Source organism: Providencia sp. SP181 (assembly GCF_050446505.1).
GTDB lineage: Bacteria > Pseudomonadota > Gammaproteobacteria > Enterobacterales > Enterobacteriaceae > Providencia > Providencia vermicola.
Genome location: NZ_JBBPXM010000004.1, coordinates 339548 through 361986, shown reverse-complemented (window position 1 = coordinate 361986; position 22439 = coordinate 339548). Strand labels below are relative to the sequence as shown.

The following is a 22439-nucleotide window of genomic DNA, read 5'->3' as shown; positions in this document are numbered from 1 at the left end:
TTATAATTGACTCTATGGTATGACATTACTCAATATTTGCTTCTAAAAACCAAAGGAATTTATCCATATCACGAGATGCAGCGGTAAACATATCTGCAGTATCTTCATCCTCGACTTCATCAATAGCTTTACGAATATCATTTGCGACAACAGCATAACGGTCTGCGAGCGCTTTTAAATGGTCTTGTACGCTGTGGATATTAATTGGGTAAGCTTCTAATGAAGTAAAGCGGTTAACTTCTTGTGTTGTCCCAATCGCGACTCCTCCTAATTGGACAGCACGCTCTGCAAACTCGTCTAAATGTTCAACTAAAGTGGTTCTAAAACCATCTAACATTTCATGGACAGCAATGAAATTGCGACCACGCATATTCCAGTGAGCTTGTTTTGTCATTAAAGAGAGATCCGTAAAGTGAACAACCATAACATTTAAAATGCCAATGGTTTCTAATTTTACGCTATCTTCCAAGTCGTTACGTGTATATAAAAGTTCAGTTGAAGATGTTTTAAATAATTTAGCTGTGCTCATGGTTCATCCTCTTTTTAAATATTGAAACTGGTTGATAACCTCATCTGTTAATAAATATAAAGTAATCGGTTTAATTTGTCATAGTGTAATAAACGATTAATTTAATAGGCCGATTCGATATGGTTTATTCTACTTGATTTTATTGTGGCTGCTAGGGATTTATTATTTTTTGCAATAAGTGCGATAGGTCAAGGTTATATTAATTTAAAACAATTTTAATAAATAAATATGACAAGAAAATGAAATGTTAATGGCAAGATAACAGGTTAATAAACCGAATGAATAAGTTTATTAACCTAATTAATGCTTCAAAAAACAAGATATTATTTGTTTTTTATGAGACTTCTTCAATTTTTGATTTCGGTGAGGCTGTGGATGTTGACCCGATAGAGGCACAAACAATACACAGCAGAGCCAGCCATTGGGTTAATGTCAGGTGCTCTTGCAAGAAAACAATACCGAGGAATGCGCCCATGCATGGCTCTAGGCTCATTAATGTGCCAAACGTTTTTGCTGGTAGGCGTGTTAAGGCAATCATTTCAAGGGTATAAGGAAATGCTGTCGATAAGATGGCAACGGCTAAAGCGAGGGGTAAAATTGCTGGGTCAAACATCACCTCAAAGCCTGTCTGCATAAGTCCGATAGGGAAGAAAATCAGAGCAGATATAAAGGAACCAACTGCCACGGTTGCTGCGCCGTAACCAGCACCTGCACGTTGGCCAAATATAATGTAAATTCCCCAACATACGCCAGCCCCTAGCGCATAAATAGCGCCGAGTGGGTCGATGGAATTAATGTTATCACCGATAGGTAGCAAAAAGAGTAACCCAGCAATAACCAGCCCAATCCACAAAAAATCGATAGGTCTGCGAGAAGAAAACATCGCAACCGCTAATGGGCCTGTAAATTCCAGTGCGACAGCAATCCCAAGAGGGATGCGCTCAAGTGATAGATAAAATAGGTAATTCATTGTTCCGAGAGATAGCCCATACGTTAACAATGGAACCAATGAGCTTCTTCTAAACTTCAAGCGCCAAGGTTTAAAAATAACAAACAAGATGATGGTGGCCATCAATAAGCGTAAGCCTGTTACACCTGGAGCGCCGATAAGAGGAAATAGTGTTTTAGCTAAAGAAGCGCCACTTTGAATTGAGGTCATTGCTAGCAATAATAACCCTATTGGTAATAGTGGAAATGCGCTCTTTTTGGTATCGGCAGACATAAATAATAAAACCTCAGAAAAACGTCACTAAGTCAGTAAACACGCGATAACAGTGATTCGTGTTAAATAAAAATTAAAATATTACAATGAAAAATAATTTCACAGGATTATCGCATAAAATAAGACTGCTTTATATTTGTTTATTACCTTATAGCACTCGCTGATGGGGGATAAAATGTGATATAGGGAAATCGATATTGGTTTAGTGAAATAGCAATGGTATAAAAAGAGATTAATAGGGTTTTATTATGGCAAATAATCTGGGTTGAGCTTCTTTAACGCTCCCGTATAATCCTTTTTTTACCAAAAAGTCATAATAAAATGAAAAACGAGGACGTAATGGGAACAATTAAAAGTATTGCAGTATATTGTGGTTCTAGCATGGGTAAACATGAAATCTACCAGCAAAAAGCCATTGAGTTTGCTAAAGAGATGGTCAAGCGTGATATTGCATTAGTATATGGTGGTGCCAGTGTCGGTATCATGGGGACAATCGCAGATACTGTTTTATCGTTAGGTGGAAAGGCAATAGGTGTTATACCGTCATTGCTCGAAGAGCGTGAAATTTCACATAAGAACCTGACTGAACTGTATAAAGTTGAAACAATGCATCAGCGAAAAAATAAAATGATTGAGCTGGCGGATGCTTTTGTTGCTTTACCAGGTGGATATGGCACGTTAGAAGAATATGCGGAAGTGTTTACATGGAGTCAAATTGGCCTGCATACCAAGCCTTGTGCGTTGTTTAATATCAATAATTATTGGCAGCCATTAATTGATATGACAAATAAAATGGCGGATGAAGGTTTTTTACACGAAAAGTATCGTCATATGGCGATTGTCAACGATTCACCAGCAGCGTTAATTGATAGTTTTGAATCTTATATTGCACCACCAGTAAAAACATACGATTAAACTGCGTAAAAATAATGGGAAAATGATGATAAGAGAAGCTACACGTGATGATTTAAATGCTGTTTTATCCCTCTATCAAACCTTGTTTACGGAAATGGCCTTACTTGACTCTGAGCGTATGAAGCCTGCAGAACAATCACAAGAATTTATTGAAAATGCTATTGTTGATGATAAGTTTCATCTATTAGTCGCGGAATTTGAAGGCGAAGTTAAAGGGTTTTGTATTGCCGAGCACCAATCTGCGGCTCCCTATAATTGTATGGTTCCACGGGATTTTGCCTACGTTTTTGATTTGATTGTTTCCCCAGATTCTCGTGGTGAGAAAACAGGGCATCAATTACTTGATGGTATGAAAAATTGGGCGAAAAACAAGCAGTTTAGCCACTTGGAGCTATCGGTGTTAGCACAAAACCATAATGCGATTCGTTTTTATGAGCGTGAAGGTCTATCTGAAATTACTCGCACCATGGGCATTAAGTTATAATTTACCTCATGTCGGCCGAATACGGCCGATATATCCTATTTTACATATAAATTAGCAATCTATTACTAAGATAATTATATTTCTAATATATTGTTTTATATTAACTTTATTTTTTTTGATATTTTTAAAAAGCCTAATTTAGATTACTTTTATTTTTACATTAAAACTGAAGTGATTAGGAATTATATGGAATATCCTTTTAAAATAAAGCGAGTTTCACCCGCATTAGGCGCTCTCATCAGTGGTATCGATTTATCTCAACATATTGATGATAAACAGTTTACAGCGCTGAACTATGCGTTGCAGGCATATCATGTCCTTTTTTTTAGAAACCAACCTATACAACCTGAACAGCAAAAACAATTAGCTGAGCGGTTTGGTTTATTACACACACATCCCATTTACCCTCATACGCCTGAATGCAAAGAAATAATGGTACTTGATACGGATGAACAGAACCCACCCGATAACGACAATTGGCACACTGATGTTACATTTATTGAAACACCGCCAATGGGGGCGGTATTAGCGGCAAAGCATATTCCAGAATTAGGGGGTGACACATTATGGGCCAGTGGTGTGGTGGCTTATAGTGCATTATCTGCTCGGTGGAAACATATGCTAGTGGGTCTTCAGGCAGTACATGATTTTACAAAGTCATTCCCAGAGTATCGTTTTAGCCATTCAGAAGAAATTCATTCGAGATGGTTGAAAGCCAAAGAAAATAGCCCACCCGTATCACACCCTGTCGTTAGAACCCACCCAATTTCAGGGCGAAAAGCGTTGTTTGTTAATGAAGGCTTTACTACCCGTATCATTGGGTTAACGCCAAAAGAGAGCGAAATAACATTAGGTTTTTTGTTCCAACATATTAATAAACCAGAGTTTCAGGTGCGTTGGCAATGGCAAAAAGATGATATGGTGATTTGGGATAATCAAATCACTCAGCACTATGCGACAGCAGATTATTTGCCCGAAAGGCGTATTATGCACAGGGCAACAATCATTGGCGGCGTACCTTATTAGAATGATTGCAGAATGACAATTATCAAAAACAGAACAAGATCTAAGCGCTCGATTATGGCATAATGCGCCGCTATTTATATCCGTCGTATTACATATCATAGAAATCGCTGTTTTCTTTACTGTTTAAAGCAGTGTTGTTGGCTTTTTCTATGATGCGCATTCTTTAAGACAGGTAACTCTACACCGTTTAATTTAAGGCATAGCAGTGTTAACAACCAACAATATCACTATGCAGTTTGGCAGCAAGCCACTGTTTGAAAACATTTCAGTTAAATTTGGTACAGGCAACCGTTACGGTTTGATCGGCGCAAATGGTGCGGGTAAATCGACGTTTATGAAGATCTTAGGTGGCGATTTAACCCCAACAGCGGGTAACGTCAGTACAACAGATCCGAATGAACGTATTGGTAAGCTTCGCCAAGACCAGTTTGCATTCGAAGAATATACGGTTCTGGATACGGTCATTATGGGCCATACTGAACTGTGGAATGTGAAACAAGAGCGTGATCGTATTTACGCACTACCTGAAATGAGCGAAGAAGATGGCTACCGTGTTGCTGACTTGGAAGTCGCATATGGTGAAATGGATGGCTACAGTGCGGAAGCTCGTGCGGGTGAATTATTATTAGGTGTAGGCATTCCTGTTGAGCAACATTATGGCCCAATGAGTGAAGTTGCACCAGGCTGGAAACTACGTGTATTGCTGGCACAAGCCTTGTTTTCTAACCCAGATATTTTGTTACTCGATGAGCCTACGAACAACTTGGATATTGATACTATCCGTTGGTTAGAGCAAATCCTGAATGATCGTAACTGTACTATGATCATTATTTCCCATGATAGGCACTTCCTCAACACAGTTTGTACGCACATGGCAGATTTAGACTATGGTGAGTTGCGTTTATTCACGGGTAACTATGATGAATATATGATTGCAGCGACACAAGCGCGTGAGCGCTTACTGTCTGATAATGCGAAGAAAAAAGCGCAAATTGCTGAACTGCAATCTTTCGTTAGCCGCTTTAGCGCTAACGCATCTAAATCAAAGCAAGCGACATCACGTGCACGTCAAATTGATAAAATTCAATTGGATGAGGTTAAAGCGTCTAGTCGTCAAAACCCATTTATTCGTTTTGAACAAGAGAAAAAACTGTTCCGTAATGCCCTTGAATTAGAGGCAGTAGCGAATGGTTACGATCAAGGCCCACTCTTCAAAAACGTTAATTTACTGCTTGAAGTGGGTGAGAAAATGGCGGTTATCGGAGCCAATGGTATTGGTAAAACCACTTTCTTAAAAACCTTAATGGGTGAGCACCCAGCAACAAGTGGGATGGTTAAATGGTCAGAAAATAGTCGTATTGGTTATTATGCACAAGACCACGCCGAAGATTTCGAAACTGATCTAAATGTTTTTGACTGGATGAGCCAGTGGAAAAACGAAGGTGATGATGAGCAAGCGGTGCGTAGTATCTTAGGCCGTTTATTATTTTCACAAGATGATATTAAGAAAAAAGTGAAAGTGTTATCGGGTGGTGAGCAAGGCCGTATGCTATTTGGTAAGTTGATGATGCAACAACCAAACATTTTGATTATGGATGAACCAACCAACCATTTAGATATGGAATCTATCGAGTCATTGAACTTAGCACTGGAGATGTACCAAGGAACGTTGGTGTTTGTTTCCCATGACCGCGAGTTTGTCAGCTCATTAGCAAGTCGTATTTTAGAAATCAAAGAAGATAAAGTGATTGATTTCAAAGGTACTTATGATGAGTACCTGACAAGCCAGGGCGTTGTTCTTTAAATAAGCTTTTCTCTAACATAAAGCCCCAGTAACGTGTATGTTACTGGGGCTTTTGTATTTAAAACAGAATTAGCTTTAACTTAGTTCTTTTTCACAAACTCAGATTTCAGCTTCATTTGGCCAAAACCATCAATTTTACAATCGATATTGTGGTCACCTTCGACTAAGCGAATGCCCTTCACACGGGTACCGATTTTGAGCATGTTAGAACTGCCTTTAACTTTCAGGTCTTTGATTACGGTGACTGTGTCGCCATCCGCTAACAGATTGCCGTTGGCATCTTTAACAATCAGTTCATCAATCTCTGCCACGGGTTCTGCGTCATTCCATTCGTGCGCACATTCAGGGCAAACATACATATCATTATCAGTATAGGTGTATTCAGACTGACATTTCGGGCAAGGAGGGAATTGCATATTCATACTCTCAGTAGCATTATAAAATAATAAAACGTGGTGATATTTATACGTACAGGTACCACAAAAGAGGGATAGTATAAGCTCAAAGGGCCATTAATTTGTTTTTTCGGAATAATCTTAATTTTGTGCTTGGAAAGAGATTAATTAGGCGAAAATATTTTCGCCTAATTAAATAACTAGCTAGTTTGAGTTGCAGACTTCACAGTGCGGGTCTTTGCTCAGTTTAAATTGGCGAAAATCCATCGCCATCGCATCAAACAATAAGACTTTGCCTGAATTCACTTTGCCATAGTTAGCGAGGAGTTTAATGGTTTCCATTGCCTCTAATGTGCCTATAGTCCCAACTAGCGGAGACATCACCCCTGCCTCGACACAGGTTAAGCTATTTTCCCCAAACAAACGGCTTAAACAGCGGTAACAGGGGGTATTATCTTCATAAGTAAAAACAGACAGTTGGCCTTCCATACGAATGGCTGCGCCAGAGACTAACGGTGTTTTCTGCGCTAAACATAAACGGTTAAGTTGTTCACGAATAGCGACGTTATCGGTGCAATCTAAAATCACATCATGGCGAGTGATTAATTCACTAAGCTGCGCATCTTCAAGTTTGGCATTAACCGTATCAATATGGATATGTGGATTAATTGCACAAAGTTGCCACTTTGCAGAATCGACTTTGGGTTCGCCAATTGTGGTATCACGGTGCAAAATTTGTCGCTGTAAGTTAGAAAGCGATACGGTATCAAAATCAACTAATGTTAAATAACCAACACCCGCCGCAGCAAGGTATTGCGTTGCCGCGCAACCTAGCCCACCTAAGCCAATGACCAGTACTTTGCCCGCTTTGAGCTTTTCTTGCCCGTCAAAATCAAAACCGCGAAGAATTATCTGACGGTTATAACGCAGCATTTCGTTATCGCTAAGTTCTTGCACGGTAATTATTCGCTTTTCAATAAGTAGTTAAACATTTCAACATCAACGGTTTCACCTGCTTCTACTCGACCACGTTCTCTTTCTAGCACGATAAAGCAGTTGGCTAAGCTAAAGGAACTAAATACGTGTGAGCCTTGATGGCCTGTTGTGGCAACTTGAAGTTGCCCTTGCTCATTGGTACTTAAAATACCGCGTTGGAAATCCAGACGACCAGGCGTTTTTTTCAAAGGTGTGGTGACGGGTACTTTGAAACGTAGTGGGGCTTGCCATTGGCTATTTCCTGCTAAGCGTGCAATCAATGGCTGAACAAGTTGATAGAAGGTGAGTGCAGCAGAAACGGGGTTTCCTGGTAAGCCACAGAACCAAGAATGACTCAGTTTACCAAAGGCAAAAGGTTTTCCTGGTTTGATGGCTAATTTCCAAAAACCAATCGTGCCCAATTCATCAAGGATTTGTTTAGTATAATCGGCTTCACCAACAGAAACGCCGCCACTGCTGATCACTAAATCCGCTTGTTGATCTGCTTCAATAAAGGTTTGTTTTAGTTTTTCAGGGGAGTCAGGGATCACGCCTAAATCTAAGACTTCACAATTGAGCTTTTCTAACATCAAGCGAACAGTAAAGCGGTTGGTATCATAGATTTGCCCATCATGAAGTGGTTGACCCACAGCTTGTAGCTCATCCCCCGTTGAGAACACAGCCACTTTTAAGCGACGATAAACTGTCACATCCGCAATACCAAGTGAGGCAATCAACGGTAATTGGGCGGTTGTAAGTAGGGTTCCTGCAGGGAACACTGAACTGCCTTGGGCTATATCTTCGCCAGCTTTACGGACGTTACTGCCTTTTTTAATTGGTTGAGTAAATAGGATGCCACCATCCATTTGTTCAGTTGATTCTTGCATAACAACCGTATCTACACCTTGTGGAATAGGCGCACCAGTCATAATACGCACGCAACAGCCAGCTTTTAGTTCGCCTTCCATCGGGTTGCCTGCAAATGATTTACCCGCAACAGGCATTGGCGTTTTTCCATCCCAATCTGCAAAACGCAAACCATATCCATCCATTGCTGAATTATCAAAGGGAGGGACATTGATAGGGGAAATAAGATCAGTGGCAATAATCCGTTGCGCTGATGAAGTCAGTGGAATGATTTCTGTACCTACCACAGTTTGGGTTTCAGAAAGTAATTTTTCCAATGCAAGATCTAAAGAAATCAAATCGTTAGTATGACACTGATCCATAAATAATGGCCCTCATTATTGTGAAATGCCTTGAGGCTTAAAATGTGTTCGTAATGCACATTATGGCAGAAATCATGAGTTGGGTGAATGAATAGAAATTGATTACAGATAGCTTTTGAGCAGATATTACGGTTATAAAGAACAAATAAATGCACTAAATGATAAAACGGTTTTTGTTGTATTAATGTTAAATAGTAAAAAAGTAAACTATTCTAGGTGCAATGTTTCTAGAACGTAACGAGTGAGAATTGTGTCAATAAAGCCGATTGTAACCTCACCAAGCCGCAGTGCTGCTGCTTTTCATATTGCTTTTACAGGTTTTCTGTCGTTAATTGTGGTAATGGGAATAGGGCGATTTACGTTAACGCCTCAAGTCCCCCTAATGATTGAGGAACACCAATTAACGTTATCGAGTGCCAGTATTGTGGCTGCATGTAACTACCTTGGTTACTTGCTAGGCTCTTTTGACGCGATGCGAGCACGTTCATATGTAGAAAGGCGTATGTGGTTGGGCGTGTGGGGGGCGGTAGTGATCACGTTACTGAGTGCATTGCTTAATGGTCCGATATTACACAGTATTGCCCGTTTTGTGATTGGCTGGGCAAGTGGCATTGCGTTAGTGTTGGTCGCAGCTTGGGCCAATGAAACCTTGGCGAGACTTAACCGACCAGCTCTTAGTGTGGCGGTATTTGCGGGAACGGGAACGGGAATTTTCGTTAGCGGTATGTTAGCGGTAGCGATCCAACGATGGCATTTAACGGCGAGTGAAGCGTGGGTAATTTATGGTGTATTGGCGCTGATTTTGAGCCTGTACATCAGCCGTTATTTACCTCGCTCGGGGCAATGGCAACGGCCAGCGGGGGAAATTAAAAAATTAACCCTAACCCCTGAAATCAAACGCTTGGTTTGGTGTTATGGGCTCGCTGGGTTTGGTTATATTTTGCCAGCTACTTTTTTATCACAAATGGCCGCACAACGTTTTCCTGATAGCTTATTTGCTCAGTTTGTTTGGCCTGTTTTTGGGGCATCTGCGGTAGTCGGTATATTATTTGCGATGTTGCTGCGAAATTTATCAACAACCCGTAATCGGTTAGCGATTAGCTTATGGCTACAAGGGATGGGGATATTGCTTGCAGAAGTGATCCCGAGTATTTCAGGGCTGGTTATCTCTGCAATATTGGTCGGAACAGGGTTTATGTGTACAGTGCAATTAGCATTACAACTTGGCCGCGAGTTGGCGCCTGATCACAATCGTTTTATGGCGGGGCTGCTGACTACCTTTTACGCTATTGGGCAGTTAGTTGGGCCAACACTGTCATTTATTTCCACCGCTTTAACAGGAAAATTAGAGCCTGCGCTGTATATCGCATTTATCGCATTGGTGGTGGGGGGATTATTGGTTTACTGTCGCGGAAGCAAACCGATTTATTAATAAATATTTAGCTAATCATATTTTATAAATGATAGTGATTTGCCGTAATGGGTTTACCATAGTGAATAATGTTGTTGATGCGAATGCAAATATTTCACACATGTTGTAACGGTTGTACTGGATTATCTGCACCTGCTGTTTTAGAGTACGGCGCACACCTGCATTTTTATAAAAATAGTCACACCATTTGTGGAGGATCACATGTCATCTCTCAGTAAAGAGGCCGAATTAGTTCACGCTGCGTTGGAAGCCAGAGGGTTAGAGACCCCTTTGCGTATTCAGCCAAAATCAGGCGATGAGCGTAAGCAACTGATTGAAGGGCACATGACAGAGATCATGAAGCTGCTCAACCTTGATCTAACTGACGATAGCCTCGCTGACACGCCTCGTCGTATTGCAAAAATGTATGTTGATGAGATCTTTTCAGGATTGGATTACGCCAATTTTCCTAAAATCACATTAATTGAAAATAAAATGAAAGTGGATGAAATGGTGACGGTTCGTGATATCACGCTAACCAGTACCTGTGAACATCACTTTGTGACTATTGACGGTAAAGCGATAGTGGCTTATATCCCAAAAGATAAAGTGATTGGGTTATCGAAAATCAACCGTATAGTGCAGTTTTTCTCCCAACGTCCGCAAGTTCAAGAGCGTTTGACACAGCAAATTTTAGTGGCATTGCAAACATTACTTGGAACCACGAATGTGGCGGTTTCCATTGATGCGGTACATTACTGCGTAAAAGCGCGTGGCATCCGTGATGCAACCAGTGCTACCACCACAACATCGTTAGGTGGGTTGTTTAAGTCGAGCCAAAATACACGGCAAGAGTTTTTACGTGCGGTTCGCCATCTATAATCTATGGCAATCATTACATCATCAAGCCGTATCAAGCAGCTTGATACCGTTCGTGGCATGGCAATTCTTGGTATTTTTTTATTAAATATCTTTGGTTTTGCTTTGCCATTAGCGGCCTATCTAAACCCTTATTACACTGCCAGCACACCACCTTCTGAAGCCTTTGTTTGGATTGTATTTAATCTGTTTTTTCAAGGGAAAGTCCTCGCTATTTTTTCGATTTTATTCGGTGCCACATTAGCGCTATTGCAGCCTCGAACTTTAAGGTGGAACCATCAACGTTTGTCTATTTTAGCCTTATTTGGGGTGATTCACGGCATTGGTCTTTGGGATGGTGACATTCTACTGGCTTATGCATTAACGGGGCTGGTGGCTACGTATTTATTGAATCAATACGATGATAGGGCGTTATTGAAAATAGCGGCATCCATTTATTTCATTGGTTTACTTATTCTGCTTATTTTAGGTTGGGGAGTTGACCCTCAAGGTTTTTGGCAGACCTCAGATGAACAAATATATTTCGAATACAGTGCAAAAACAGTGGGTGGTATTGAGGGCATTATTTATCGCATGAAAGAAATCCAAGCGATGCTTCAAATGCTATTTATTCAGTATGGTTGGCAGCTTATTGCATTGATGATTATTGGAGCATTATTAATCCGAAATGGTTGGCTACGAGGGCAATTTAGTGCCATGCATTATCGCCGTATGGCGCTGTTTTTTATTGTCCCTTCGCTGCTTATTCAAGTGGTTGCGTTATATGGGCAGAGCCAGTTTGGATGGAGTTATTTTTCTACCTCAATTATTGGCTACATCATTAATGAGCTAGTCATTCCTTTTCAGGCGCTGGGTTATATTGCCTTGGTATATGGTTTTTGGGGGCACATTCAGCATGCTGTGGTTATTTCATGGTTACAAAATATTGGTCGAATGGCGTTGAGTAACTACATTTTACAAACGCTGATTTGCACCACTATTTTTTACCATCTGGGGTATTTTGCGCAATTTACCCGTTTTGAGTTATTGGCTTTTATCCCGCCTGTTTGGTTGGCAAATATTTTGTTTTCGTATTATTGGTTACGATTTTTCAATCAAGGCCCGCTTGAATGGGTATGGCGGAAGTTAACTGAGAAATTAAACCAAGTGAATGGATAAGTTAATTTAATTTGCTGACTTCATCAGGTGATACGGCTGGGTAGCCTTTGATGCCATCTGGCATTTTTATCGGAGCAGGAATGGACTCTTGCTCACCTAAAAACTTCGGTTCACGTTTTAAAATATACACATCAGCGAGAGCGCCTAAACGAGCGAACACTTCACGGACACGAACTTTGAACATCCCAGCAGGTGCTGGAACCGCATAGCACTGTGCATCAATCCCTTTATGTTTAGCGATAAAAACGGCACGCTCACAGTGGAAGCGTTGCGTGATGATCGTGAAGTTATCGGTATCAAACACTTTTTTGGTACGGACAACCGAGTCTAAAGTACGGAACCCCGCAAAATCCATCACAATCTTAGAGGCTGGAACACCCGCTTTAATTAAATCCTTACGCATATTGATGGGTTCATTGTAATTATGAGCGCCATTATCACCACTGAGTAGCAAATATTTTACTTTTCCACTGTGATAGGCTTGTGCCGCGCCATTGATTCGGTTGGTGTAATAGAGGTTAGTGGCGCCAGAGGTGTAGTATTTGGATGTGCCAAGTACCATGCCAACATCACGGGCAGGTAATTGCGCTACATCTTCATAGATATAGGGTGCAGTATCCCAGCTAATCCAGCGATCAAGTAGAATAATGGTCGTAACTGCTATCCCTGCAAGAATAAGAAGACCAATAAGCAGACGTTTCCTCATGTCCTAGCCTTGAAAATAAAAATCATAATAAGAAGGTGTTAGCCTCAGTAGACTCGCTTCTAGGCTACTTGACTTAAATTAGTGACGCAAGTCGCCCAACGTAAAGTCATGTCAATGTTGAGGACAGATTCAAAGTTGACCGCTATTAAACCTAAAAATCGATTTAAAATTAATCAGATATTGGATGAAAAATGGGTGAGTGAAGATTATTCAAACAGTGAGTTGCTTCACAGAGCGAAATTTTTTACCACAGATTGTCTGTTTGTTTTGAAATTTTAATTCTATATTTAATATAGATGATGAAATTTCATTTCTTTTGGGGTGGGAATCATCAGTCCATAAAACAAATATGAAAATCTGATACGTGAGGGAAATATGAAACTGACCACATTACTTGCCGCTGGTGCGATGTTAGTGACAGCCAGTGTTGCGGCGAAAGAGTACCAAATCAACCATACTGATCAATTAAAATCACTAAATGATGCACAAAACGAAGCCGTATGGCAGCAAGCTGAAGTGTTAACCGACTTTATTTATCCATGGGAAAAAGAAACACCACCAAAAACCGACTTCCGTGCGCTTTGGAGTGATGATGCCCTTTATTTTCGCTTTATCGCGGATGATAAAGACATTCAGCTAGGTGATAACGCCGATAAAGACCAAGCGGTGCTAGATTCTGACCGTGTTGAACTGTTTTTTGCTACCAGCCCTGAGCTTAAACCTTATTATACTGCGGAAATGGACCCAAAAGGCCGCACGTTCGATGCAAAAGCCAACTACTATCGTGAGGTTGACCCAAGTTGGAACTGGGAAACGTTGCAAACAGTGGGGGAAATGACACCGAATGGTTATGTATTAACAGGGAAAATCGATTTGGATGAATTCACGCGTCTAAACCTGTGGCAAGACAAAGACAAGCAAACGTTAATGTGTGCTATTTTGCGTGGTGAATTCAGCGCGGGTGAAGAAAAACAAGTTCGCAAATGGATTAGCTGGATTAAACCAGATTCCGTGAAACCAGATTTCCATATCCCATCAGCCTTTGGTACCTGCAAATTTGTGAAGTAACCTGATAGCCGGTCTTTCATGGCCGGCAAACACATCATTTTTCCTTGAATGAACTGTGAGAGCGATCATATTCGCTGACGAAAATATCCATTTGTTGTGATTTTGTTTGAAATTAAAGTTCATATATAGTAATTTTTTATGAAATATAATTTCAATGTGAGGACGTTTTAATGTCTCTAGCGGAAAATACACTGAGCGACTGCCTAAAAAATGAATTCAACCATGAGACATTACAGTTTTCACGGTTGGAAACGTTAGCGATGGCTACTGCGATTAACCAAGCGGATGCGACAGTTGCTGGGGCTATCCAACAAGTTCTACCGAATATTGCGCAAGCGGTTGATGCTATCGCACAGTGCATGAAACAAGGTGGACGGCTATTTTATATTGGCGCAGGTACCTCTGGTCGTCTGGCGGTATTAGACAGTGCGGAGTGCCCCCCAACCTTTGGTACCTCCCCTGAATTAGTCCAATCCATTATTGCAGGTGGCCATAATGCCATGCTAAAAGCAGTTGAAAATATTGAAGATTCAACGGATGCGGCTATTGATGAGTTAAAAAAACGCCACCTCACTGCAAAGGATGTGGTTGTCGGTATCGCGGCGAGCGGGCGAACTCCTTTTACCCTTGCAGGTATTGAGTATGCCAATGAAGTTGGGGCGCTAACTGTCGCGATCACTACGCGGGGTCATGGGCTAATCAGTGATGTGGCGAAATTAGCTATCGCTCCTGACGTTGGGCCTGAAGTGTTATCGGGCTCAACACGGATGAAAAGTGGCACTGCACAAAAAATGATTTTAGGCATGTTAAGCACATGTGTGATGGGGCGTTTAGGACGCATTCACACCAATTTAATGGTTGATGTTGTCGCAAGTAATTATAAGTTATTGCGCCGTGCAGAACGCATTGTCAGTGAAGTTTGCGGTATTGATACCGAAGCCGCAGCACAGTTATTAGAGCAAGTGGACTACCATCCGCGACGCGCAATTTTGATGTTTGAATTACAAATTAATGCACAGCAAGCAACGGAACTCGTTCAACAACATCCAAATACTACATTGGATAGCTTGTTAGAAACTCGCCGTTAATAAATGGGAAAATGCGGGTAAGTTATGGAAATAGCTTTGCCAACATTAGGGGAACGATATGGCTAATAAAATAGAACATCTGGAAGTACTCGCCAGAGAAATAGAAAAATATGCGGGCGGCTTTGAGAACGTGGCAACATTGACTCACTGTATGACTCGCATCCGTTTAGTCTTAAAAGATAATGAAAAATTTGATGCCGAAGCTTTAAAGCAAATTGAAGGGGTAAAAGGCGTTATTTTTAACGGTGAACAACAGCAAGTGATCGTTGGTATGGGAACTGCGGCAAAAGTGTTTTCTGTGATGAATAAACGTATGCAAGGCAGCGGCGCAGCAAGCATAGAAAATACAGAACCTGAAAAGAAAAAAGGTTTCTCAATTCGCCGTACCCTCAATACATTAGCCGCGATTTTCGTACCAACCATTCCTGCACTAATTGGTTGTGGTCTGATTATGGGGCTGATTAATATCGTCCGTTTAGTCGCACCTGAAGTGGTCGATCAGTTCCCTGAGCTGTTCAAGTTATTGAAGTTAATTGGTAGTGCGGTGTTTGCTTACCTATCGATTATGATTGGGGTTAATACCGCAAAAGAGTTAGGGGCATCAACATCGATTGGTGCTGTGATGGCAGGCTTGTTGTCAATGCCAGGGTTAGCGGATATCACTTTATTTGGCTCAAAATTAGTGCCAAATAGCGGCGGTATTTTTGCGGTCTTGATGGTGGTGGTGTTCTCTTCCAAATTTGAAGTGTGGTTTAGAAGCATTATCAAAGAGAGTTTAGATCTGATAGTGACGCCATTTGTGACCATTTTAGTCTCAGCGATGGTGGCAATTGCGGTATTCCAACCTGCGGGTCATTATTTAAACCAAATTTTGGCGCAAGGGGTCTCCGTTGCGTTATTAAATAGTGGTGGCGGTGCGGTCGCAACGGGGGGGATCTTAGGCGGCAGCTTCCTGTTCTTATTGTTAACAGGTTTACACCAAGGCTTAATCCCAATCCACGCAGAAATCTTACAAACTTTTGGTTTAAATTACTTATTCCCTATCTTAGCCATGGGCGGTATGGGGCAAGTGGGTTCTTGTTTCTGGGTATTCTTAAAAACCAAAAACCAACGCCTGAAAAAAACCTTAGTCGGTGCGTTACCTGTGGGGATCTTTGGTGTGGGTGAGCCGCTGTTATTCGGTGTGTCATTGCCACTAGGCAAACCTTTCATTGCGGGTTGTATTGGTGGTGCAGCGGGCGGGGCGTTAATGGCGTTTTTCCATGTGGGTATTATCATTCCATTTGGTACCGCAGGGTTATCGTTAATCCCATTAGTGGGTGATGGCCAAATCCTTGATTTCCTCATTGCTGTTGCAGGTGCATGGATTGTCGGATTCATTGCCAGTATGATAATAGGCTTCACCGATCCTGAAAAATAATTAAATAAGGAATAGCCATGTCGACACTGACGGTAAAACTGGAAAGCTTGCAGACGAGAGGTAAGGGCACTGAACAGCGGATCGCGAAATTTTTACTTGATAATCGCGAAAGCTTAATTGCCATGAATGCTGCTGAGTTAGCTCAAGCGGCAGGGGTTAGTAGCGCGTCTGTTATTCGCTTTTCACGCCAAATGGGTTACCGTGGCTATCCTGAATTTAAGGTGGATTATCTCTCCGATGAGAAGCAACACAAAGCGGAAAGCCTGTATGGTAATTTGAGCCGCAGTGATGATACGTCTCAAATTATTGCAAAAACGGGGCAAATGTTTATTTCAGCGATTGAAAAATCCCTTGAGCTATTAGAACCGTCAACGGTTGATGAGGTCGCTAAGCGTATGGTTAATGCTAAACGTATTGTGTTGTTTGGGATTGGCTCCTCAGCGATTGTGGCGAGTGATATTTTCCATAAACTGATCAGGGTAAACAAGCACACATTATTTAGCTATGACTTGCATGTTCAACTGAGCTATTCTGCAAATTTGAGTGCCGATGATTTTGCAATTGCAGTGACTGCGCGTGGAAATACACAAGAAATCAATAACATGTTGCATTCCGCTAAAGAGGCTGGCTGTTCTACTGTTGCCTTATGCCGTTTTGGGCAAGATGAAGCAACAAAACTGGCCGATTTCACCTTACCGTACTTTTATGATGAACAGCACACGCAGCTTGGAGTCATTACCCCACAAGTTTTGCAGATGGTGACGTTCGATACGCTGTTTTTTAAATACCTTACTCTCGCAGACAGTGATGCTGATACAGCACTGCAAAAAGGGCGGCGAGCCCTGATACAAGGCAAGAATTAATGATTTTAACGGAGTTAGCCATCGGTGCAGTGATCGGATTGATTATTAGCACTACAGGAGTTGGCGGTGGGGTGATTGTTTTGCCAATACTCACCTACTTTTTCGGCTTAAATGCATTAGCTGCGGTGGCAACAGCGAACTTTTTATCGATGTTGATGAAAATATCCTCCTCATATATGCACTTTCGCCTCGGCAATATCCCATTCAAAGGGGCAATGATTGTTTTAGCAATTATGTTGCCAAGTACGTTTTTAGCCAGTTTGTTGGTGACATGGCTGGGTAGTCTTGAGGGATATGAAAAACAAGTTGAGTGGGGGATTAATCTTCTCGTTGCAGCTGCAATTATTTTTTCCCTTTATTTATTTGTACAGAGAATGTTTTTCGCCGCGCCAGCAAAGATAACTGTAGTGCAGGCCTCCCAATTGAAGTCCATGGCACTTCCTGCAGTATTAGCGGGGATTGTTCTCGGGGCGACAGGGGTTGGCGGTGGCGTGGTCGTCTTGCCCATGTTGTTACGTTACATGCAATTGAATATTAAGCAGGCGATAGGCACCTCGATTTTTGTCACAACGGTATTGTCGGGGTCATCGGCACTGGCTTATGCGCAGGAAGGGTATACTGACTTAAAACTGGCGCTTATTTTATGTGTGGGCGCATTGATTGTCATGCCAGTGGCGAAATATTTGCTGGTTCACCTGTCAGAGCGCACATTTCAATACATTACCCTGTTACTGATCACCTGCAGTGCAATCATGATGACACTGAATTTATTCTCTTTTTAAACAGATAGCCCTATTATTGATATTGTGAATAATAGGGCAAGTGAGCTAATCTAAATCCCATTTCTTTAAGTGATTCAGTTCTTTTTCCATTTCTTGGTAAATAAAAACGCGCTCATCATTTAGGTCTTCATCTTGCGAGGACGAATAGTGCTGCAACGCGAAAATAAGTAATCCCGCTGCAATCACTGAAATCAATAGACTGGAAAGGTGTTTCGACAACGGTGTAGATTGCGGTGCGAGAACAAAGGCTCCACTAATGACTGCCCCTAAAATAGCCCCGCCGATATGGGCTGCGTTATCAATGCCAGACTGCAAACCATTCACTAAAGTTAAAGCAATCATCCCAATGATATTATACAGCGGGCGTTTTAATTGGTTTTTTTCTTCGATGGACAAGTTGGGGTTATTCAGGGCTTTTAAAAGATAAATAACCGAAGCGGCAGCAAGCCCCATAATGGCACCTGACGCACCAATACTCACAGTGATATAAACCATATTATCAGGTAAATATAAGCTGTTCCATGAATTCATTGATGCACGGCTGGTGGCTTCACGAATACTCTCGCTATATTGCCAATAAGCACTAAAAAAGGCTGCACCAATACCTGAAAATAGGTAGATAGCGAGGTATCTGAATTTGCCGTATGTCCGCTCACATTCAATCCCTATTACAAACAGAGCCAAGGTATTTAAGGCGAGGTGAAAGCCCCCTGAATGCAACACCATACTCATCGGGTAGCGCCACCAATCCCCCGTTAAGGAGAGTTGGTAAACATTTGCACCAAATATTAATAAGTTATTTTCTTGGGAATCAAGGGGCGCTGCATAGGTAAGCTGATAAAAATAAACGGTGATATTTATGGCGACTATCAATAAGGTGAGTGCCATGGCCCAAATGGAAAACTTCGGTTTATGGGGAGCGTGTGTCTCTAAAGGGTCAGCCATTTCAATATCCTATCTTCGCTTTGTATTGATATATTAAATAAGCTAAGCCATTAGCGCAATTTACCATTATCTGAACTCGGGTATTTTCTCTTTTTTCAGATTAATGAGGAAAATAAAAAAGGCGCAATTTTATGCGCCTTTCAATTTAATAAACAACAAATTAGAACGAGGTACGTTTATAAGTACGGTATTCTGGTTTCCAGAAATTACGTTCAATGGCTTCATCTAAAGCGCTGTCAGAGGTGACGGTTGCTACACCTTGAATCTGCGCTTCTTTGGCAACTTGTTTGGCAATAACGCGCGAAACATCTTGGATATCCGATAGCAATGGTAATAAAGCACCTTCGCCATTTTTTGCCAGTGGTGAACAGCTTGCTAATGCGCGGCTCGCTGCCATCAACATACCATCAGTCACTCGTTTTGTGCCTGACGCGATAACCCCTAGGCCTATTCCTGGGAAAATATAGGAGTTATTGCACTGGGCAATTGGGAAAACTTGGTCTTTGTAAGACACTGGGCTAAACGGGCTGCCTGTTGCAACTAATGCTTTTCCGTCTGTCCAATTGATGATGTCTTCTGGGCGAGCTTCAACGCGTGAGGTTGGGTTAGACAATGGCATCACAATTGGGCGTTCACAGTGTTTATGCATCTCTTTGATGATTTCTTCAGTGAACAAGCCAGCTTGGCCAGAAACGCCAATCAAAATAGTTGGTTTGGCATTGCGAACCACATCCAGCAGCGAAATTGAATCACTGTCCACATCCCAACTGGCTAAATTAGCGCTATCTTGCGTTAATTTAGCTTGGAAATCGAGCAGGTTAGGGAGTTTATCCGTCAATAAACCAAAGCGGTCAACCATGTAAATGCGTGAGCGAGCTTCTTCGTCGCTTAACCCTTCGGATTTCATTTGGGCAATAATTTGCTCGGCGATACCACAACCAGCTGAGCCTGCACCCAAGAACGTCACACGTTGGTCACTTAATTTACTGCCTGCGGCATTGCTGGCGGCGATGAGGCTACCTAATGCTACGGACGCAGTCCCTTGAATATCATCGTTAAAGCAGCAAAGCTCATCACGGTAACGGGTTAATAACGGCATCGCATTTTTCTGTGCGAAGTCTTCAAATTGCAATAAAACATTTGGCCAACGGCGCTTAACTGCTTGCACAAACTCATCGAGGAATTCGTTATATTCGTCACCGGTAATACGTGGATGACGCCATCCCATATACAGCGGGTCATTCAAGCGTTGTGGGTTATTCGTTCCTACATCAATAACAATTGGTAAGGTATAAGCAGGGCTGATACCGCCACATGCGGTATACAGTGACAGCTTACCAATTGGAATGCCCATGCCGCCGATACCTTGGTCACCAAGGCCTAAAATACGCTCACCATCTGTGACAACGATGACTTTTACATTTTGTTTTGTGGCATTTTGCAGCATGTCGTCAATATGTGCGCGGTTTGGATAAGAAATAAATAACCCACGGGCACGACGATAGATATCAGAGAAATGTTCGCACGCTTCACCCACAGTTGGAGTGTAGATGATTGGCATCACTTCCGTTAAGTGGGCATCAATCAAGCGATAAAATAAGGTTTCGTTGGTATCTTGAATGTTTCTTAAGTAGATGTGTTTATCGATATCTGTTTTAAAATCAATTAATTGACGATAAGCACGCTCAACTTGCTCTTCGATAGTTTCAACTTGTTCAGGCAGCAAGCCATGCAGGTTGAAGTTCGCGCGCTCTTCTTCAGTGAACGCACTGCCTTTATTCAATAAAGGGAATTCAAGTAAAATTGGGCCAGCATAGGGGATATAGAGAGGGCGTTTTGTTTCGTATTCATGTTCCATGAAATATCACTCTTCGGACGATTAATCAACAAAGTCAGGGTAGATCCTAAGCTAAACAGGAAATATGTACAGTAAATAATGATGCAAAATCGTTAAAAATTTTATAGACATAATAAAGAATTTAGTTAAGGAATGAAACTAAAGCGTACTTTTAGGTTGTGATTACGACGGGTAGATCACGGTTAGCAACATAATGGTTTTAATCCATTTTTTAAATTTAAAGGTGTAAATACAGTTTTCTTTATTATTTCTTGAATTTTTTAATTGATGTTTATCTTTTGTCTAATGAATTATTTTTTAACTAAATAGCGGTAAAACTATATTTAAAAATATCATATATTGCTGCATGTTTTTTATTGATTTATTTTTATGTTAATTTTTATCAACATAAAAGGCGGTAAATATGAGGTTTTTATTTTTTACTTTAATTTTATTACTAACAGCATGTAATGGCGGTCAAACGCTAAAGGTAAATAATAAGGATGAAAAGAATATAACATATGGGGAATCTGAATATAAAAAGGTAAAATTACTCGCCGGGTTGAATTTCAGTTATATGTATATCGCAATGAGAATGCCTGAAAATATAACTAAATATAAGCATAACAAGTTAGCTCATGTTAGGGTTATAGCGGATTTTATAAAGCTAGATAAAAAGTGTTTTGATGAAGGAATTGATTATAAAAAAGCAATTGTTTTATATCATGAATCATTAGATAAAAGGAATGTGTCTCGTACTATTTGGTTTTTTGAACATATTTTAAATGTAATAGATGAAAACGAAAGAGATATAGTATGGAAAGCCTATCTTTATACAATAAATAAAGGTGGTAGAAAGGATGAATTAGCATTAATTATGAAAATATGGTACGCGATGTTAATAGAAGCGGCTAAGCCACCATCTGAAAAACAACAAAGAAGTATTGAATGGCTTTCTATTGCAAGACAAATTTCGACAATAAATAAGATGGAGAAACACATTAATAGTATGTGGACTAATAATCTTAAAACTAAATCTATAGGATTTAGAAATGAATAGAGCAAAAAATAATTATAACATTATTATTTTATTTATTACTTTACTGCTTTTTTCATTTCAACCTTTAGGTTTGGAACCAAAAAATAAAAAACAAAGTATATTTATAGAAATTATCCATGACTATATGTATGTCACTATGGATGAATATAAAAGACCTTTATCAAAGGAAAATATGAAGAAGTTCCACTATGAATCAGCATTGGCACATATAGAGTTTTTAAAAAATTGGTTTGATGTAAATAAGGATAAAAAAACTAGAAAAGGGGATGTTAATTTCCATGAAGCTGTCATGATAAATAAAAAAGGGTTTAAGGCATCAGATTTACCTTATGATGCATGGTTCTTTGCTGATATTTACGATGTTCTTGATGATGCTGAACGAGATAAATTTTGGCAAGACATTCTTAATGCTATTTCCCACCCAGAAACAAATGCTGAGGTAAACGTATTTATTAAGCTTTGGTCAAAAATGAGGTTCGAGACAGATAGCCAATCTGTTGATAAAAAGAAGCCAAGCCAGCGGTGGTTAAATAGAATGAAAAAGATCCCCTTAGTTATTGAAATGGTAAAAACCATGGAAGCTGTTGAAGATTTATTCATTTATTCTCATCCGGAGCTTATTCAATAATTTTTAAAGTAATAT

At 40.7% G+C, this 22439-nt stretch carries 22 protein-coding genes; 14 read left to right on the top strand and 8 right to left on the bottom strand.

Annotated elements, in window-relative coordinates:
• Positions 1–25: 25 nt before the first annotated feature.
• Both dps and rhtA read right to left on the bottom strand, forming a co-directional pair.
• Complete coding sequence (gene dps, locus AABS66_RS09585) at positions 26–529, bottom strand: DNA starvation/stationary phase protection protein Dps (protein WP_206085362.1); 504 nt, start codon at positions 527–529, stop codon at positions 26–28.
• Positions 530–863: 334 nt separating this feature from the next.
• A complete protein-coding gene (gene rhtA / locus AABS66_RS09580; protein ID WP_430224865.1) occupies positions 864–1751 on the bottom strand; it encodes a threonine/homoserine exporter RhtA in 888 nt (295 codons plus the stop codon).
• A 339-nt stretch (positions 1752–2090) separates the two neighbouring features.
• Between rhtA and AABS66_RS09575 the strand changes: the two genes are divergently transcribed.
• From AABS66_RS09575 to AABS66_RS09560, 4 genes are all read left to right on the top strand, one after another.
• Positions 2091–2666 carry a TIGR00730 family Rossman fold protein gene (locus AABS66_RS09575; protein ID WP_206085364.1) on the top strand — a complete coding sequence of 192 codons (576 nt, stop codon included), beginning with the start codon at positions 2091–2093 and terminating at the stop codon, positions 2664–2666.
• 25 nt (positions 2667–2691) lie between these two features.
• Positions 2692–3150, top strand: coding sequence for a GNAT family N-acetyltransferase (locus tag AABS66_RS09570; RefSeq protein WP_206085365.1), 459 nt, complete (start codon positions 2692–2694; stop codon positions 3148–3150).
• Between the two features lie 186 nt (positions 3151–3336).
• Positions 3337–4176 carry a taurine dioxygenase gene (tauD, locus tag AABS66_RS09565; protein ID WP_430224864.1) on the top strand — a complete coding sequence of 280 codons (840 nt, stop codon included), beginning with the start codon at positions 3337–3339 and terminating at the stop codon, positions 4174–4176.
• A 205-nt stretch (positions 4177–4381) separates the two neighbouring features.
• Complete coding sequence (locus AABS66_RS09560) at positions 4382–5980, top strand: ABC-F family ATPase (protein ID WP_206085367.1); 1599 nt, start codon at positions 4382–4384, stop codon at positions 5978–5980.
• Between the two features lie 80 nt (positions 5981–6060).
• Here the strand turns inward: AABS66_RS09560 and AABS66_RS09555 are convergent, their stop codons facing one another.
• The 3 genes from AABS66_RS09555 to moeA all read right to left on the bottom strand — a co-directional run bounded on the left by AABS66_RS09555 (position 6061) and on the right by moeA (position 8579).
• A complete protein-coding gene (locus AABS66_RS09555; protein ID WP_206085368.1) occupies positions 6061–6396 on the bottom strand; it encodes a zinc ribbon domain-containing protein YjdM in 336 nt (111 codons plus the stop codon).
• 183 nt (positions 6397–6579) lie between these two features.
• On the bottom strand, positions 6580–7332 hold the full coding sequence (gene moeB, locus AABS66_RS09550) for a molybdopterin-synthase adenylyltransferase MoeB (protein ID WP_272538814.1): 753 nt from the start codon (positions 7330–7332) through the stop codon (positions 6580–6582).
• Between the two features lie 5 nt (positions 7333–7337).
• On the bottom strand, positions 7338–8579 hold the full coding sequence (gene moeA / locus AABS66_RS09545; protein WP_430224863.1) for a molybdopterin molybdotransferase MoeA: 1242 nt from the start codon (positions 8577–8579) through the stop codon (positions 7338–7340).
• A 250-nt stretch (positions 8580–8829) separates the two neighbouring features.
• Between moeA and AABS66_RS09540 the strand changes: the two genes are divergently transcribed.
• The 3 genes from AABS66_RS09540 (at position 8830) to yeiB (ending at position 12027) form a co-directional block, all read left to right on the top strand.
• Positions 8830–10011: a YbfB/YjiJ family MFS transporter gene (locus AABS66_RS09540; RefSeq protein ID WP_272516337.1), complete on the top strand. Its 1182-nt coding sequence runs from the start codon at positions 8830–8832 to the stop codon at positions 10009–10011.
• A gap of 201 nt (positions 10012–10212) precedes the next feature.
• A complete protein-coding gene (gene folE / locus AABS66_RS09535; RefSeq protein WP_206085371.1) occupies positions 10213–10872 on the top strand; it encodes a GTP cyclohydrolase I FolE in 660 nt (219 codons plus the stop codon).
• A 3-nt stretch (positions 10873–10875) separates the two neighbouring features.
• Positions 10876–12027: a DUF418 domain-containing protein YeiB gene (gene yeiB, locus AABS66_RS09530; protein WP_430224862.1), complete on the top strand. Its 1152-nt coding sequence runs from the start codon at positions 10876–10878 to the stop codon at positions 12025–12027.
• A 1-nt stretch (position 12028) separates the two neighbouring features.
• Here the strand turns inward: yeiB and sanA are convergent, their stop codons facing one another.
• On the bottom strand, positions 12029–12733 hold the full coding sequence (gene sanA, locus AABS66_RS09525) for an outer membrane permeability protein SanA (protein WP_206085373.1): 705 nt from the start codon (positions 12731–12733) through the stop codon (positions 12029–12031).
• Between the two features lie 375 nt (positions 12734–13108).
• Here sanA and AABS66_RS09520 point away from each other — a divergent pair, with 375 nt between their 5' ends.
• The 5 genes from AABS66_RS09520 (at position 13109) to AABS66_RS09500 (ending at position 17954) form a co-directional block, all read left to right on the top strand.
• Entirely contained in the window at positions 13109–13801 is a 693-nt protein-coding gene (locus tag AABS66_RS09520) for a carbohydrate-binding family 9-like protein (RefSeq protein WP_206085374.1), read from the top strand.
• Positions 13802–13971: 170 nt separating this feature from the next.
• Complete coding sequence (gene murQ, locus AABS66_RS09515) at positions 13972–14889, top strand: N-acetylmuramic acid 6-phosphate etherase (RefSeq protein ID WP_206085375.1); 918 nt, start codon at positions 13972–13974, stop codon at positions 14887–14889.
• A gap of 58 nt (positions 14890–14947) precedes the next feature.
• Positions 14948–16309, top strand: coding sequence for a PTS transporter subunit EIIC (locus tag AABS66_RS09510; RefSeq protein WP_206085376.1), 1362 nt, complete (start codon positions 14948–14950; stop codon positions 16307–16309).
• Between the two features lie 17 nt (positions 16310–16326).
• On the top strand, positions 16327–17172 hold the full coding sequence (locus AABS66_RS09505) for a MurR/RpiR family transcriptional regulator (RefSeq protein ID WP_430224861.1): 846 nt from the start codon (positions 16327–16329) through the stop codon (positions 17170–17172).
• Positions 17172–17954 carry a sulfite exporter TauE/SafE family protein gene (locus tag AABS66_RS09500; protein ID WP_430224860.1) on the top strand — a complete coding sequence of 261 codons (783 nt, stop codon included), beginning with the start codon at positions 17172–17174 and terminating at the stop codon, positions 17952–17954. The genes AABS66_RS09505 and AABS66_RS09500 overlap by 1 nt, the downstream gene beginning before the upstream one ends.
• A gap of 45 nt (positions 17955–17999) precedes the next feature.
• Here AABS66_RS09500 and AABS66_RS09495 read toward each other — a convergent pair whose 3' ends face one another.
• Positions 18000–18899, bottom strand: a complete 900-nt coding sequence (locus tag AABS66_RS09495) for a rhomboid family intramembrane serine protease (protein WP_430224859.1) — start codon at positions 18897–18899, stop codon at positions 18000–18002.
• A 160-nt stretch (positions 18900–19059) separates the two neighbouring features.
• Entirely contained in the window at positions 19060–20757 is a 1698-nt protein-coding gene (locus tag AABS66_RS09490) for an NAD-dependent malic enzyme (RefSeq protein WP_430224858.1), read from the bottom strand.
• Between the two features lie 403 nt (positions 20758–21160).
• Between AABS66_RS09490 and AABS66_RS09485 the strand changes: the two genes are divergently transcribed.
• Together AABS66_RS09485 and AABS66_RS09480 are read left to right on the top strand one after the other, a co-directional pair.
• Entirely contained in the window at positions 21161–21796 is a 636-nt protein-coding gene (locus tag AABS66_RS09485) for a hypothetical protein (protein WP_430224857.1), read from the top strand.
• Positions 21789–22424: a hypothetical protein gene (locus AABS66_RS09480; protein WP_430224856.1), complete on the top strand. Its 636-nt coding sequence runs from the start codon at positions 21789–21791 to the stop codon at positions 22422–22424. The genes AABS66_RS09485 and AABS66_RS09480 overlap by 8 nt, the downstream gene beginning before the upstream one ends.
• Positions 22425–22439 lie beyond the last annotated feature (15 nt).